This is a genomic window from Maridesulfovibrio ferrireducens, from assembly GCF_016342405.1.
GTDB lineage: Bacteria > Desulfobacterota > Desulfovibrionia > Desulfovibrionales > Desulfovibrionaceae > Maridesulfovibrio > Maridesulfovibrio ferrireducens_A.
The window spans coordinates 1-16,642 of record NZ_JAEINN010000017.1 but is presented as its reverse complement, the minus strand read 5'-3'; the positions used below and the strand labels follow the sequence as shown (position 1 = coordinate 16,642).

General features: G+C 39.5%; 10 protein-coding genes. 2 read left to right on the top strand and 8 right to left on the bottom strand.

The features are described from left to right. Window positions 1-75 precede the first annotated feature (75 nt). A complete protein-coding gene (locus JEY82_RS16295) occupies window positions 76-1,239 on the top strand; it encodes a site-specific integrase (protein WP_304087560.1) in 1,164 nt (387 codons plus the stop codon). 56 nt (window positions 1,240-1,295) lie between these two features. Next, window positions 1,296-2,663 (top strand): hypothetical protein, encoded by a 1,368-nt coding sequence (locus JEY82_RS16290; RefSeq protein ID WP_304087558.1) that lies wholly within the window; start codon window positions 1,296-1,298, stop codon window positions 2,661-2,663. A 2-nt stretch (window positions 2,664-2,665) separates the two neighbouring features. Here JEY82_RS16290 and JEY82_RS16285 read toward each other — a convergent pair whose 3' ends face one another. The 8 genes from JEY82_RS16285 to JEY82_RS16250 all read right to left on the bottom strand — a co-directional run. Continuing rightward, a complete protein-coding gene (locus JEY82_RS16285; RefSeq protein WP_304087556.1) occupies window positions 2,666-5,674 on the bottom strand; it encodes a type III restriction-modification system endonuclease in 3,009 nt (1,002 codons plus the stop codon). Window positions 5,675-5,689: 15 nt separating this feature from the next. Beyond that, window positions 5,690-6,376 (bottom strand): HNH endonuclease, encoded by a 687-nt coding sequence (locus tag JEY82_RS16280; protein WP_304087554.1) that lies wholly within the window; start codon window positions 6,374-6,376, stop codon window positions 5,690-5,692. Continuing rightward, window positions 6,364-7,698, bottom strand: a complete 1,335-nt coding sequence (locus tag JEY82_RS16275) for an AAA family ATPase (RefSeq protein ID WP_304087552.1) — start codon at window positions 7,696-7,698, stop codon at window positions 6,364-6,366. Before JEY82_RS16275 ends, JEY82_RS16280 begins: the two co-directional genes overlap by 13 nt. Window positions 7,699-7,713: 15 nt before the next feature. Beyond that, entirely contained in the window at window positions 7,714-9,636 is a 1,923-nt protein-coding gene (locus tag JEY82_RS16270) for a site-specific DNA-methyltransferase (protein WP_304087550.1), read from the bottom strand. Window positions 9,637-9,654: 18 nt separating this feature from the next. Further along, the gene (locus tag JEY82_RS16265) at window positions 9,655-10,410 is read right to left on the bottom strand and encodes a DUF4391 domain-containing protein (protein WP_304087548.1); all 756 of its coding nucleotides are present in this window, start codon (window positions 10,408-10,410) and stop codon (window positions 9,655-9,657) included. Further along, window positions 10,407-13,598, bottom strand: a complete 3,192-nt coding sequence (locus JEY82_RS16260) for a helicase-related protein (RefSeq protein ID WP_304087546.1) — start codon at window positions 13,596-13,598, stop codon at window positions 10,407-10,409. The genes JEY82_RS16265 and JEY82_RS16260 overlap by 4 nt, the downstream gene beginning before the upstream one ends. 75 nt (window positions 13,599-13,673) lie before the next feature. Next, on the bottom strand, window positions 13,674-15,956 hold the full coding sequence (locus tag JEY82_RS16255) for a hypothetical protein (RefSeq protein WP_304087544.1): 2,283 nt from the start codon (window positions 15,954-15,956) through the stop codon (window positions 13,674-13,676). A gap of 78 nt (window positions 15,957-16,034) precedes the next feature. Continuing rightward, the coding region (locus JEY82_RS16250; RefSeq protein ID WP_304087543.1) for a hypothetical protein at window positions 16,035-16,642 on the bottom strand (608 nt) is incomplete at its 5' end.

The following is a 16,642-nucleotide window of genomic DNA, read 5'->3' as shown; positions in this document are numbered from 1 at the left end:
TGCAAGACCTATGTTTATATGGTTTCATTTTTACAACCAATCATAATCCATAATTTCAACACGGACGATAAGAGCATGGCAAAAAGAATTCGCACAAGTTATCCAGGAGTCTTCTACAGAGAAGGCAAACGAGCTGGAACCGGCAATGCCATCGAAAAAATCTACTATATCGTCTTCAAAAAAGATGGAAAGACTTTAGAAGAAAAAGTTGGGCGTCAATTTCAAGATGATATGACTCCTGCCCGAGCTGTCCGAATTCGTGCTGAACGACTGGAAGGTAAACGTAAATCACGTAAAGAAATCCGCGACGATAAAATTCAGGAAGAATCCGGCACGATCTCAAAGTTATGGGACGCATTCTATGAAGCCAAGCAAGCAAATAAGAGCATCAGGAACGACTACTACCTATGGAAGGCACACCTTGAAAAAGACTTTGGCAAAAAGCAACACCAAGAACTTGTCACTTTGGATGTAGATAGGCTTAGGCATAGACTGACAAAGAAAGGGCTTGCCCCTGCGACTATAAAGCACGCTATAGTACTTCTCAAACGAATTATTAACTATAGTGTTCAAAGAGGATTATGCCCTTCTATTGACGCTTCACGCCTCCATTTCGAAATGCCAAAGATAAATAATATTAAAACCGAAGACCTGACCACTGAGCAGCTTAAAGCTCTTCTCAAAGTCCTTAACGAATCACCGAACCAACAGGTCGCCAACCTGATGCAGATGGCCCTCTACACCGGCATGCGTCGTGGTGAACTCTTCCGCCTCCGGTGGAAGGATATCGACTTCAAGCGTGGATTTATCACTCTGAAAGATCCAAAAAGCGGAGTTGACCAGAAAATTCCGCTCAATCAAGCAGCACGACAGGTACTCAAAAACCACGAACGCTCCACCAGCGACTATGTCTTCCCCGGAGCAGATGACGGAGCACGCAAGGACTGTCGTAGGGCCACAGCTATCATAAAAAAAGAGGCAGGACTCCCGAAGGACTTCCGCCCCCTTCACGGCCTACGGCATGTATACGCCTCTATGCTTGCCAGTTCCGGAAAAGTTGACCTATATACATTGCAGAAGCTCATGACTCACAAGAGTTCCGCAATGACCCAGCGATATGCTCATTTGAGAGATGATGCTCTACAGCGCGCCTCGGATGTTGCAGGGGATATTTTTGAGGGCATTAGGAAAGATGAGAAGGACAACGTTGTGAATATAAAAAAAATAAATAGCAATTAATATTTTAATGACAAACTTAAAAGAGCAAAACGTTCACATTACCAACCAGGACAGTCATGAACAAAAAGACAGAAAAGGATCTTAAAAGGTTAAAAAAACTTGTTGATAAATACGACCCTGAAACTGAATTTAATGACTTTTCAGAGAACCATGTAAAAAATTTCTGGCGTGTCGAATATATAAAGAGGAAATACTTCAATGACTTGGTTATCGCAGGAGTAGTAAACTTTGAAGAAACCCCAGAATTTGCATTTATTTCAAAATGGAGAAAACTACGAGAAGAAAAACTCAAGATAGACCCAGCATTAGAAAGATATTGCAAGACAAAACTTTGCCCCTATAATAACGCCCACAAGGCGACGTATAGAGATCTACCATCACCTTTTTTCTACAATGCAAAATGCAACAAATGTGATTTTAAATTACTTATGACCGCCGCCGTAATAGAACTACACAATGAAAAACATCCTGAATACGACACATACATTTGGGACATAAGATTTCCTATACCATCCATTCAGGATTGGAGTGATGAATTTAAAGCTGGAATAAATATTTTGCACGCTATATCGTATACGTATGGCTTACTTGCTCATGAACTCTTCTGTATTGCTTCCCCTGCTGAAATGATCAAATCCAACTTTAGTTTATTAAGATCTAATAATCCTGAATTATTTCTACGTAAAAACCACACGGAAACTGATCATAAATTCATTAAAACTCTAAAAAAAGAACCTAATACTGCAACACTATGCCATCAGGAAATTGACAAGTTAATTAATAGTTACGAAATAGTAGTTGGTGTTGATTTTAGTGCTAAAGATTTTACACCCAAAAAAGCTATAGTTAAATGCAGAAAAGACATCGAAAATTATCAAAAAAGACACGGACCACCGAACCACACTATAGAATTTTACAAGTATAACATTTTGTATGGATTAAACCCTTCTCATGAAAAATTTTCAACTAAAACAATCCTTACCACTATGAGATCCATCGTAGACAGCTACATAAACACAGTTTACCCTTTACACCAGCAACTGACCAAATTTCAAGAACAACTTAATCAAAAAGAAAATATCACAAATCATGTACTTGCATATAGAGAAACAAACGAAACGCGCACAATTGGGTTATACATATGGGATCAAATAAATTATTTTAAAAAAACTGCCAATGAAGCAATTCATGATTTTTTAAATTCAAATTTATACGGAAAAACCCTATCGGAATATCAGCAACAAGGGCGTACAGGAGTAGAAGAATTCCAAGTAAACAGTAATAAACCTCTAAAATTATATACACAGCTGGAATATGACAACGTCTATAGAAACTACGAGCACGCTGATTGCTGCATTAAACACGGAGAACTTCTATCGGGGGCAGAATGCGAACGGCGGTTAAAAGCTAGCAGGTCAAAATAAAACTATTTCTGCGCCAATAATTCACTAAAAGTCTCAAAACTATTAGCCACAGTGAAATCAACGTCATTCCCAATCGCGGCAAAATGAGCCTGACCACACTTGATCTTAGCTTGCTCTGCTGAACGTAGAGCTCCAACAAGAGGAGTTCCTTTCGTTTCCACGACAAAGTATAAGTGGTCCTGCCCATCGACTTCGACAAGAACAGCCCAATCTGGATTATAAGAGCCTAAAGGCGTATCGATTTTAAACCATCCAGGAAGCTTAGCGTAAACTTTAATATCATCACTACTTTCAAATTGCTTTGCGAATTCTGCTTCAACAGTAGAATCATAGATTACATGGTCGTATACGGATTTAGAACTTTCCAGCATGTTCTTGTGTAGATAGCCATATAGCTCTTCTTCCTCAAATAGTTCCTGAGCATAGAAGTGTGAATCACCAATCAATTGATATTTAATGCCGTCAACAATGAAAATCCGCATCTGATTTTTGATGATTGCTGACACTTGCTCAATGTATTTTTGAGGGTTGTTCTTGAATTTGGGCAGAGTCTCACTTTGCTTCAATATTGCTACCAAAGTCTTGCGGGTAAGATTAGTTTCATTCTGAAGATAGCTTAATAAATCTGGTAATTCAAAATCACGGGCATCATAAACATGCAAGCTTTGTGTCGGATCTTCCATATCCACTCCACCGCGATTAATCTCCGCCTTACTTTTTCTGTATACAAAGCGCGCTTTACCTACGACAAGGTTATTGGCCATTTCCTTTGAACAATTATCAATTAACTTTTGAGGATCAAAGTCTACCCGGTAAGTGGTCTTGAACTTAATCCGATCCCACAGTGCCTTAAATTCTTTACTTTCAAGAACAGCCTGTTTGACAGAAATTATGCGTTTATCATCGGCATTTTTAACGTTAAGTTTGCCTGCCACTTTTTTCAAAGCACCTGTAATCTGAGGAGATTGTTCTCGGTATGCTTCTGGCAAATCAACTGTTTTATCTTGAATGGCAATCTTCAAAGAATCTTGAACATTTCCTCTGGCATCGATATATCCAACACTCTTGAGGTGGTTAAATAATTCTTTTGATGCGCCTGTGCCGAGCATGCGTGTTTCTCCGCTCTCTTCAAGGACCAGAACATTTGCAAACATATGTTTCTCTACAACTCCAAATTTGATTCCCTCATCTTTTTCAATCTCGCTTTGGAGTTGAGCGGCAAAGTCTTCATATGATTCGTTGGCCATAACAGTAAGAGTATTAACATCAAATCCATGGACACGTTCGCCATCTTGATTAACCGCAATTCGAAGTCCACGCCCAATTTCCTGACGTTTTTTCATGGTTGAAGAAGTCTCATTCAAAGTACAGATCTGAAAGACGTTAGGGTTATCCCAACCTTCTTTCAAAGCGGAATGCGAAAAGATAAATTTAAGTTTTGAATCGAAGCTGAGGAGCTTTTCCTTATCACGCATAATTAGTTGGTATGCGCTTTCGTCGGCAACAGTCTTTCCTTCGCCAGTTGAATCCTTAAGTCGTTGTGCTCCGGTAGCGTCTTTCTTGCTATCAATCGCAAAATAACCGTTGTGAACTCCTGCTGCAGCTGTTTCCCGGTCAATGCCCTCAAGTAATGAGTTATATTTAGGCTTGCGAAGAGCCTTTCGATACTCCTCTTCAAACATTAAAGCGTATTTACCCTTCACCTGATTACCGTCCTCATCATAACTTCGGTAATTGACAACCTTATCAATAAAGAAAAGGCTTAGGACCTTGATCCCCTGAGGTCGCAATCGCACTTCTTTATTCAAATGCTCTTCGATTGTTTTCTGGATTTGCAGCCTTTTATACTGATCCTGATCAACCTCTCCAACCGCTTGACCGAGGGTAACAATATCCTCCTGACTGGTGAAATCGATATATTCGCTAGCTTCTTCACAATAAATATCATTTATGATGTACCCATCGTAAACATCACGCCCTCCTGAAAGATCTAGCAAATCATCACCGCTTTTAACGGTTTTAGTTTTGCGCTTGACTTCACCATTACGCATACGAACATCCAGTTCAATTCTCGCCGTAATTGGGCTCTTCTTATTATTGACAGACAACAGCTTAACATAAGCTTTATTATGTCCGCCTTGAACTTCAATTCCAGCGACTTCAATCTGTTTAACCAACTTCTGCTCATAAGCATCTACGGAATCAAGTCTGTAGAGCATATGATACTTCTCTACGTGAGTTGCAGAATACCGAAGAGTACAAAGAGGATTAAGCGACTCAATAGCCTGCTTACTCTTAGAAGTTGTATCAACACTCTGCGGTTCATCTATAATAACAATGGGATTCGTTGCCTGAATGAACTCAATAGGCTTAGAGCCTGTCATCCGGTCATGTGGACGATGAATAATGTTTGCTTTATTCTCTTTGGTGGGATCGCTAAAACTCTTCCTGAACGCGTCAATATTAATGACCATGATCTGGATAGAATCAGTCGTGGCAAAGTTGCGAACCTGACCTAGTTTCTGGGAGTCATAAACGAAATAGTCAAAAGGGACATTCTCATAGAGACCACTGAAATGTTCTTCCATCATTTGAAGTGACTTATTCACCCCTTCCTTAATTGCCACAGAAGGAACGACAATTATGAATTTGGTCAATCCATACAACTGATTCAGCTCGAAAATAGAACGTAAGTAAACATAAGTTTTACCAGTTCCGGTTTCCATCTCGACAGTGAAATTAAGAGAATCTAGATCTTCAGAAGGAGCAAGACCATTTCTAAGTTGGGCCTTTCTGATATTAGAAAGGATATCGTCATCAAGAAGGCGGAGACGATTACCCACACCAAGGGCATTCATTTCAGAATGAGAAAGGAGTGCTCCGTCACCAAAGGATTTCAAAGGTGCAACGGTGAAGTTGGTCTGACAAATCTCCTGCCCTTCAAAAATAGAAGTTATGGCCGAAATTGCTTCATGCTGGTAACCGAGATCTGGATTGAATTGTATTTTCATTAATAATATTCTTTCTTAGCGGGGGATAGGTTTATAGCTGTCTTGGCCGTCAAAGCATTCCTTGCAAGTTCCCGGTAAAGCTTCAATAAATCGTCTGCACATGTCAGGATCATCTTTGAATACAGTCATCCAGACACTCCAAAAACTGTTCATGCTACGTACAACCTGTCTTCTCATTTGTTCACAGTCACATTCTTCCAAATCAGCTTTAGAATCTTGTGCTGTATCCCAAGCTTCACGTCTAGCATCGCGCCTTCTATCTTTTACTTCTCTTATGTCTGTTGGTCGCTTATCCAGACCAGTAAGCTTGATAATATTCCAAGCCTTCTGAGTTTCTTCAGGAGTAAGATCATCAGCAGGGTGAACAAGTCCTCCCTCAGAATATTGCAGCAATCGGTAGGTGTTGTCTTGATCAGGCCAATGGTAATCTTCCAAGACAACGTTTGTATCACCTTTCGTTGAGTTACAATTGCTGCAGGCAAGTAAGAAGTTATCCCATACAAGTTCTAATTCAGGATGATATTCTCTTTTCTTAGGCTGGATATGTTCAACAGCCAATGCTGAATCCAGACGTATTTCACAATATGAACAGTATGGCCCAAGGCGTTCAATCAGCGGGCCTCTAGCTTGAGAATATTTAGTAAATGTGATGTCCTCACCTTCACCTTCTGTGGGAATGCTCCCCCTCACTACAGGCCGCATTCTTCACCATCCATATCGGACATACCTGCAAGAATTCTCTTTCTTTCTAGAAAGGCATGGTAAGCAATATTGTCGCTAAACGGAGCTGAAAGTTCATCAAGCTTCGCTTTTAATTCTTCCTTGTATTCTGGGCTAACATCCTTCGATTTTTCAAGAACATCGTAGTATTTAATAGCCGCATCGAACATTTCCTGCAATTTCTTGCTTCGTTGAGGAACGTCCACACCCATTAAATCCTCAACAATGTCTTCAACGGATTGAGCGTTTAGGTCTGCATCGTAACAGCAATCGTCTTCCTGTATTTTATTAAGATCAATAACCTTCCCCTCACTCAGCGACTGCAGAATAAAAGGTGAATGCGTTGTTATTATGAACTGAATATTGGGAAAAGTTTTTCTCAAATCTCCGATTACGCTTCTTTGCCATTTCGGATGCAGGTGCAAATCGACCTCGTCAATCAAGACAACACCAGACGATTGATTGGCGCTTTCTCCCATATGAGGGTTCAGACGGGCTGCTCTGTGGGCCATATCGGCGACCATGCCTATCATGTTTCTGTAGCCGTCACTAAGAACACTGAAAGGCTGAAGTGGACCGTCTTCAAATTGAATCATTAACTCATCAAACCCTGCATCAAAATAAAAACAATTAACGCCAGGAATACAAGAAACTACTGATTTTCTAACACACTCAAGGCCAGAAATAGTTCTCTTTTTTTGCCATGCAGACATTTCCAGTTTTTTAAACCACTTGACCATTTTTTCGTGGTCAGACTTTGGATTAAGACAGTTCTCATACGTCGCAAGTCTTGATCCTGTTTTATCAATTTCTTTCTGTTTTGGTTTAAGCTTTTCCCACAATCTTCCAACACCATAGTTTAGAATTAAAGGAAGGTCGCAATCATCACCTTTGGAAACAAGATCTCTGCTGTTTACTGCTAAATCAATAACTTCATGGGCATACTTCCCACGATCTTTTAGGTAACGAGACCATTCAACTTCTTTATTGTGGAGGTAACCCTTTGCGCAGAGTTCCACCTCAGGATCTATTTGGGGTTCAGAAAAGACCTGTCCCTCCTGCTCAAAATAAGTAGTACGCACATCATCATCTTTGATTCCACCAAAAGATTTATAGTAGTCTGTGCGCAGAAGATACGTGTTAAGCAAAAGACCTAAAGCACGAATAATTGAACTCTTACCCGTGGCATTGTTACCAATAAGAGCTGTCATTTGAGGATGAAATTCAAACTTGTGATCCTCGAATTTTCTAAAATTTGTCAGCGTAATTGATTCAATGTAGTTTTTAGAATCAGAGAGGTCCATTTCAGTCTCCTTAAATTACAAACTCTTAACGTCAGTGATGCCGTGCTGACGCAAAATCTGAATAGTGTTGGTCTTTACAACGTCATTGTCAAAGCCGTTATCCTTAAACACAACACGCATCATATCGTCTTCAGGGGAAAATTCTTCTTTAAGTTCGGCAATGCCCTCAACAACATCTAGGGTAATACCGTCCGCAAGGCAAAGTACCAGTGCGCCCAATCCTACAATAAAGACCTTCTTATCTGCAATGATTCGCTCTTCAATAGGCAGGGTCAGATCCAGGCCGTATTTAAGGAGGATTTCGTAAAGCACATCCTCTTCGCTACGATCTGATTTAATGTTTGTTATGTAGTCTTCGAGAGTGGATTCATAGTTATCGAAATCTACTTCCCACGGTTTTATGTTCGTAGAATCAAGTTTAAGAACTTTGAATCCAAGATCTAGCTGTTGGGTTTCTTCGCTCATACCGGGAAGAGTTGTAGCTTCTTGAGTTTTCTTTTCTTCCTGCTCGGCTTTTATTTTTTTTATTACTCGGCGAATACGTTCTTTGCCAATTTCAGCTATTGTTTTGTAGCCAGCTATGTGTGCAATTGTTTTTTCTAAACATGGTTCAGGAAGTTGAACCATTATGAATTTTCTTGATCCATCATCTGTAATGTTCAATTCAAAGGAGGCATGGGCAGTAGGGCATGATCCTGAAAAAAAATCTAAAAAGATACCGTCAGGATCATCAGATATTTGCATAATTCTTTTTATTAATTCCACAGGTTTAGGTGTTTCAAAAACAGCCTTTCCATCAAACATTTCGTTTAGCCTGCGCTTAGCATAGTCAGTAGTATTTACTTCCTCTGCTAGCCACATGGTATGCGGAGTAAGCCCTGCCTCAATTTCATCAAGAAAGACTTTTTGTCTAGGAACATTATCTCCATTCGTACCAAACCATATACGATTATCTGCAGCCATCTTTTCAACTTTTTCTTTAGTAAACCGCCAGCAATTACCAGACGGCAGTTCAACCACTTTACCACTTGGTGTTGTTATGGAATAAAACTGATTTTTAGTCCCATGCCCAGCCTGTGCGGTAATAGCAACGGATTGCCAATCACCACGAGAGTCATTGTCTGGATTTTTATAACGAGCACGAGCCTCTTCTGTTAATGGTAATAACTTTCTTGTTGTTTCAAAAAGTTTGATATTCTTTGCAAAACAAACAATATAATCATGATTTACCGAGAATACTTTTCTATTTTCTCTTGTTTTTCTTTTTTGCCAAATAAAGCATGAAACGAAGTTTTCATCGCCAAACACATCACGAGCCATGTTTATCAGATTACTTAATTCATGGTCATCGATAGAAATCCAAATCGAGCCGCTATCCATTAGCAGGTTTCTAGCTAATACTAATCTTGGGTACATCATATTCAGCCAATCAGTGTGATACCGCCCATTAGTTTCAGAATTAGGTGATATTTTGAATCCATCAGCAGTAATTTGTCCAGTTAACTCAAGATAGTTACGAATATTATCCTGGAAATTGTCAGGATATACAAAATCGTTCCCAGTATTATACGGGGGATCAATGTAAATCATTTTGATCTTTCCGTAATAACTCTTCTGCAAAAGTTTCAAAACCTCAAGATTATCACCTTCAATAAAGAGGTTCTGCGTAGTATCAAAATTAACGGATTCTTCAGGACAAGGACGAAGCGTACCAGTACTGGGGTTCTGGGCCAGCATCCTTGCCTTGGACTTACCGTTCCATGTGAAGCTGTAACGCTCTTCACGGTCCTCAACGTACTCGCCTAGGACTTCTTTTAAAGCGTCGAAATCAACTTTACCCTCGGTGAAAGCTTCAGGGAACAGTTCTTTAAGCTTGGAAATATTTTCTGTCACAATGTCCATGGTTTTCCCATCTGTATTCGGATCAAGCTTCTGCATATATATTCATCCTGTGAATCAAAGAGTTGCGGCCAACTGACGCAACTTCTTTTCTGTATTTTTTATTCTAGTATTCAATTCAACCTTACGGTTAAACTGGCTTTCTTTTTTAAGCATGGACCGTAATTCGGCAATATTCAATTCCAGTTCATGACAGGAGGCAAGCCGTTGCCGCCTCTCTTCCGGGTCTGTTGCCTTACTTTCAACTCGGAATAAACCGGACAACTGGGCGCAATCATAGGCTATAAAGCGGTCTAGCCAGGCGGAATAGAAAGCAAGAAAGTGTGTATGAGGTAACCCGTTCAAGGTCAAACTGTCCAGAAAGCTTTGATCGATATCAGCAGGGGACTGTAGATTGATCCAGTCGGTAATGAAATGTTCATCAGCTACAATTACGCCTTTTTCCGATTTGCTAAAGCGCTTAGGAGCAACACTCAGGCAACATTCATTATTATATGTGAAGATAAGCAAAAGAGGATACGGAATAGCCCGGTGAACGACCTCAGCCAGACGGTTGCATGATTTGCGATTACGCATGGCTATTTCAAGGACCGCGATTTCCAGATATTCCCGTTCCACATCCTCATATGAGCTGATTGGGATTGTGGCAGGTTTGAGGGTATACTGCCAGATTATACCCTCGACATCCTGTTGAAGAGATTTTTTATCCGCTGCAGTCAGGAAAGCGTTCTCCGCGAACATTTTTTTGAATACTTTTTTTCCCAGATGACATGCTTGCGGAAACCCTATGTTCTGAAACAGAGCGTCGATCATACACTTTCCTCTGTATCCAGAATGATCAGATAGGCTACAACTTCAAAGTCATCAATACCTTTAAAAGTATCCTTGGATATGGCAGTGCCTCCACGGGAGAACAGACTGGCAGTGCCATGTTCTTCAGCCTTACCTGTTATAGTTGCCACCGCCTTTCCAAGCAGATCCTGGTAAGCAGACATATTCCGACCTTTCTTTGTCAAACGATTAAAAAGCTTCATAGCTTCTAAATCAAGATCTTTGCCCTTTTCGGCTCCTTTTCTTAAAAAGTCGAGGGCCTTCTTGGCTTGTGTGTAGTTCAGAATAACTTCACTGTTTTCGGAAACATAAACAAGATAATGCGGAGAAAGTGCATAAGTCTTATCCGTAACCACTTTTGGATTCTCGCTTCTCAAACAGAAGATAACTCCTGGCTTCAGCTCTTCGTCAGCTCTGATTACAGCAAAGGTTCCAATTGTTTTGGCTTCAAGTTCGGCTAAGTGTTCTTTAAGGTAACCGGTCAGATCCATACGGAAATCGTTTAAGGTTAAGTCGGTGATGGATATATTATCACCCAGATCCTCAATATCGACCACTTCTTTTTGAAGACGTTCAAGTTGCCTGCGGCGATATTCAAGATCGTTCATTTGGCCGGTGGAGTTCTGTTCTATAATATTTTCTTCACCGGTAGCTGAAATATCCAACAGAACCATACGACCTGAAACACGTGCTTCCAGATTGATATATTCATCCAGTTCAAGATTTGGCCAAAAATTAACTAATTGAATTGCTTCATTGCGTGAACCGAGACGGTCAACACGTCCAAAACGTTGTATTATTCTGACAGGATTCCAATGGATATCGTAGTTAACCAGATAATCACAATCCTGAAGATTCTGACCTTCCGAGATACAATCCGTTGCAATGAGCAGATCAATTTCATCGGACAAGTTCTCGTCCACCTTGCTTCGCTCCTTGGAAACAGGAGAGAATGAAGTAAGGATCGAAGAAAGATCTTTTCTAATTCCCGGCATAGTTGTTTTGTTGCCACCGGAACCGCCGCTTACAAGAGCAGAATGGATACCATGTTTGTCCATTGCCCAGTCAGAAAGATGGGAATAAAGATAATTGGCAGTATCCGCAAAGGCAGTGAAGACTATTACCTTCAAATTTCCCGGATTAATGGGTGATATGACTTTATTTGAAATAGCCTTTTTCAGTTCTAAAAGTTTGGCATCATCTTCAGGGTCAACATGTCCTGTTTCCTCAAGTAATTGTTTAAGAAGATCTTTGTCCTCTTCCAACTCCTGTTTCCAGCGAATCCGGTCAATATCCTGAATAAGCACTTTTACCTTGTTACCGATAAGGTATGTATCAAATTCTATGGAATCAACTTCAATATCTTCAATAGAAAGCTCTTCAATACCTGCTGGGTCATGCTGGTCTATGCGTCGAATGATATCCTGCACATGGTTAAGCAACTTCCCCAGAGTCATCCCAAAGGAATTGATTGAACTCTCCATACGTTTAAAGAGGTTTACACGCATTAAATGTATAAGACTGGCCTCACGGTCAATCTGTTTGAATACGGACCCACCGGAAAGCTGCATATCATATTTACGACTGTACTCCTCACGCTTTTCCGACAGAACGTATTTTAGTGGAGAGTAAGCACTTAGGTTTAATTTACGAATACTACGGTTCACATCTTCAAGCGGTGGAAACAGACCTTTCGTGTCGATCTCAGCTTTGATGTTGATAGGTTTTACACGCTCAGGGAACCGACCTATTTCAGATATGTCGTAATATTTCTCAATATGTCTGCGTGACCTAGCTATAGTCAAAAGATCAAGAAGCCTAAAATAATCAAAATTGAGAGTTTCAAGCAGGGCTTCAGTTGTACGATTTTCTTCATCCAACTTCTGCCACTGATTAAACCTAGTTTGAGCCCGCCTGAGCGATTCTTCTACGCTGTTAATGCCGTGTTCTTTCAGAGCCATATCATCACCCTCGGTTATGAAGGCAACCTGATTCTTGAGATCTGTCATACGGTTATTAACCGGAGTAGCAGAGAGCATAAGAACCTTAGTTTTAACACCAGCTCTAACTATATCACTCATAAGCCGCGAATATCTGGTAACACTCCCCTTTTTCGGAGGATTATTACGAAAGTTGTGGGATTCATCGATAACTACGAGGTCATAATTCCCCCAGTTCAACGTAGCCAGGTTAATTTCTCCTGATAGCCCGCTTATTCTGGATAAATCTGTATGGTTTAAAACATCGTAATTAAATCTATCAGAAGCAAAAATGTTCCGCTTGTCATTGACAGTATAAAGAGTCCAATTATCACGAAGCTTCTTTGGACATAAAACTAGAACACGATCATTCCTGAGCTCATAATACTTGATGACTGCCAAAGCTTCAAAAGTCTTACCAAGTCCAACACTGTCCGCAATAATGCAACCGTTGTACTTTTCGATCTTGTCTATCGCCCCAAGAACTCCATCACTTTGAAATTTATAAAGCTTATTCCAAACAATCGTGTCTTTGATGCCTGTCTTGGTTTTGATTATATTCTCTTCGTCAAGTTCCTCAATAAACTCAGTAAAGATGTTATATAAAACAAAAAAATAAAGTAAATTAACAGAATTATCCGAGTATAAAGATTCCAGATCTGAAAGAAATTGTTTTTTTATATCGTTTACTTCATCCTGATTATTCCAAATCGAATTGAACCAGTTCAAAAGGCTTCGGGTTTCATTGGCCGAGCTGAAAAGAGTGTTGATTGCAAAACCAGAGGTTGGGTTAAATCCGAGTCCGTCAGTGGTAAAAGGCGAGCTCCCATGTATGGCGATGGAATCTTCCACCCCATTCTGAATGTGAAAAAGATTTTGCCCAATGGGGGAACGAAGTGATCTTACTTCAGCTTTCTTGTGTATCCAACTGGCACAATCTTTAGCCACACTGGAAAGGTTGAGTTTATTCCTAAACCTCCTATCATTCTCACTTCCGATTACTCCTACCGCCTTTGCATCCTCGCTAGGCAATAGCAACCGAACTGAATCTATTTTACCTAGACTCTCCTGCAATTCAGAAAATCCATACAAAGAAAATAGGGCAGACAAGATGGAAAGCTTTGAATCAAGTTTCATTACTGCTTGAAGCTCATCTCCGACTCTACCATTTGATTTGTTGTCTATAAGCATTTGTTATCTACACTGATCTTCATATTTTACTAATTTAAAAGGGCTATACTACACCCACCATTACTTTTTCCAATACTAATGCTTCTCAAGAAAAACAATCTCATCATCTGGATACATTTGCAATTTACCATCTACTAAATTGAAATTTGAATACTCTGGCTGCTTTAACTGCTCGGTCCGCAGCGGATTAACCAGCGGAGGACCTTCAACTCTTACAATTCCGATGGCGATACATCCTTTGGTCTGATAAAAATGGTGAAAGAAATCGACAAAAGATAAACTGTCGACATCCTCCTTTTTCAACATATCGCTAAGCCTTGCAAAGTTAAGACTTCCACCATTGAGAGATATCAATTCATCAAAGAATCTCATTGCATCTGGATAAACCAATGACATATTGAGTATTTTTGAAAGAATATTGGTGCCTACTATGTATTTAACGCCGTCTATTTTTTGAAATAAGGATTCTTCACTTGGATTAATCACTTCAGCTATTACAGGATGTTCCGTAAGTCTGGATTTAATATCGAAAAGCTTGAAAAGCGAATCAGTATCTCCAGTTTCTGCCCCCACATTAAGAACATGCTCATCGTCAGCCAGTATGATTGTACCGAAGCAATTTTTCAGATCATAATCAGAAATATCTCCAGTGTAGAATTCAACATGCTTATGTTTAACGGGTATGTCAGCTAGATAATCAGCTGCTATTTTTATACCTTCATTAGTTGTGATAATATCTACATATGTATTCCACAGACTTAGTTCGTTTAATAGATTAGGAAGAGTTTCGTTCACACCGATGACAACTATTTTCTGCCGTTCTAATTGATAACCTTGATTGCTAGCAGTAAAATTTTTAATTTTAATGTCCAGTTCATCTGTCCACGATTCCTCCAGCTTCTCATCAAACAAGGCATGTCTACTTTCAGCTAACAAGATTAACGAGTCTTCAGCAGCAAGCTCATAGTGTGCGGCTGGAAGTATTTCCAGATGACCATTTTCTTCAACAATACCGACAGGAGTGACCTTTTTACTAGCTACCAAAACTTCAGAAAAAGTTTTTCCAGTCGCATTATATTCAGAAGCTTTGACAAAATGAAATTCATCATTTGAAAAACCAAAAAGCTCAATCAGTATATCATAATAATGTTTGTGGAAAAGCAATGTGGTAAGTAGTAGTGCAGAATACTTAGCACTATTAAATTCAAGGAAGTTATCTGCTAAATATGGAATCAGCCGCCTCCGGTTAGTCCTGCAAGTGCTTTCATAATAACAGAGTGGTTTGTTTTCGAGACTTGAAAGAGCCGATTTAACGGCTAGACAACCTTTAAATACATCCGACTTCCTAAACTGCAAGGGCAATGAAATATCACTAGTTTCGTTTAAAATAATCACCTTAGAAGCATGTGAAATATCGACCAACTCTAAAGTACTACTCTCAAAATAAACTCCTTTGCGCTTAATTAAATCTAAATATTTATAGTCTCCAGACTTAAGAAAGTTGGAAAGTTTGTCTATCTGCTCAGTTACAATAACAATCTTTTGTTTGTGTTTACTCTCGTGTTTAGCGTAGTCATTTATTTCCTCAAGTAATTGTTGGCCCAGTAGATTCCAACCCAGCATAAGAGTATGATTTTTTTCAACAACGTCTCCATATCCATCTTGAACTCTGTTCAAATATGACTCTACCTTAGCCACGATAATTCCGATAGTCAGGCCGTTGAACAGAATGATTCCCAGCATGGTGAGAAAATTGAAAACAACTTGAATGATAAGACTATTACCGGCAACTTCCATGGAAGTTCCTGGATCGAGAAGGGCCATAAAAGCCATATAAAAAAGACTCGTTCCTTCTCTATTGTATCCAATTATTCTGAACATGAATCCAAAAATAATAGTAAGGGAAACAATGGCTCCCAGAAGAATAAGACACTGTCTAAAAAGGCTCTGCTCTATCTGTTTTTTGATCGTGTATGCAATACGACTTTTGAGGGAATCTCGCCATAGTGAAAGAAAACTACCTATGCGGAAAAGTCTAACCAGTCGTATGACAACTAGCAAATTACTGCTGACGGCATGGCCTGTGGCGTAGAAAATAACAATATCCCATGGAAAAACTGCAATGGCATCTAGGGTATGGGCTTTTATGTAGTTAGTAAATTTCCGAAAAGTGAACGCCCTTAAAAAGATTTCAAGAATAAAAACGCAGTTTAGCCAAAACAAAAATCCATCGTACATGGAAGTTGCTTCAGACACGGAAATAAGGGTTAAAGCAACATATATAAGGATGCTTAACGCAATAACTCCCGCAATAGCAGGAGTTATAAAGAATTGCTTTAATCTTTTCGAAAAATACATTAACCGTTATCCATTAAAAAAGGTTAAAATCTTACCCAAGTTCCGTATTTTAAAATGTTATAAATACACAGACCTAAACTATATGGGTGCTTGCGATAGGGTCAGCTGTGACTCTTTTTCTGCATATTCAACTTCAGCGCTAACACGATCATTGAGTTGATCAAAAAGTTCGTCAATTCTTTTGCGCCTAATGCCATGATTCACATTAAGAATATCCATTTTCTTAAGTAAATACACCATTCCACTAAGCACTACGGCTGATGCAATCGAAGCTAGAATTATTGAAAATGGCTCTGGAATACCCGCACTATTGATGGCTTCCTCTATATAAATTCCAGCAATACCAGCTACAGAGGTTGCTGCAATGTTCAAGATAGCATCGCCTTTCTCGGCAATACTTTTTTTAGGATCGCTCAATACGCTAAAGGAGTTTGTTAAAATAACAAAAGCTTCTTTTACGACTCTCCATATCATGCGAAAAACACTGGTAAGACACTGTATGATAGCTTCAATTAGAACTCGCACAAATGATTTTAAAAAAGAAAATAATTCACCAGAAGCCATTTTTTTTGCGTTAGTCAAAATATATTCTTTCAACCTGTTAAACCTAAGTAAGCGTAGAAATAGCTGCACCTTACAAATGAAATTAAATCTGCTATATTGCTTTGCCTTTTGGCATTTTCCAT

Bases quoted from the DNA above. Each gene is read 5' to 3' on its own strand.
- JEY82_RS16295 (WP_304087560.1), top strand. From the start codon at position 76: ATGGCAAAAAGAATTCGCACAAGTTATCCAGGAGTCTTCTACAGAGAA.
- JEY82_RS16290 (WP_304087558.1), top strand. From the start codon at position 1,296: ATGAACAAAAAGACAGAAAAGGATCTTAAAAGGTTAAAAAAACTTGTT.
- JEY82_RS16285 (WP_304087556.1), bottom strand. From the start codon at position 5,674: ATGAAAATACAATTCAATCCAGATCTCGGTTACCAGCATGAAGCAATT.
- JEY82_RS16280 (WP_304087554.1), bottom strand. From the start codon at position 6,376: ATGCGGCCTGTAGTGAGGGGGAGCATTCCCACAGAAGGTGAAGGTGAG.
- JEY82_RS16275 (WP_304087552.1), bottom strand. From the start codon at position 7,698: ATGGACCTCTCTGATTCTAAAAACTACATTGAATCAATTACGCTGACA.
- JEY82_RS16270 (WP_304087550.1), bottom strand. From the start codon at position 9,636: ATGCAGAAGCTTGATCCGAATACAGATGGGAAAACCATGGACATTGTG.
- JEY82_RS16265 (WP_304087548.1), bottom strand. From the start codon at position 10,410: ATGATCGACGCTCTGTTTCAGAACATAGGGTTTCCGCAAGCATGTCAT.
- JEY82_RS16260 (WP_304087546.1), bottom strand. From the start codon at position 13,598: ATGCTTATAGACAACAAATCAAATGGTAGAGTCGGAGATGAGCTTCAA.
- JEY82_RS16255 (WP_304087544.1), bottom strand. From the start codon at position 15,956: ATGTATTTTTCGAAAAGATTAAAGCAATTCTTTATAACTCCTGCTATT.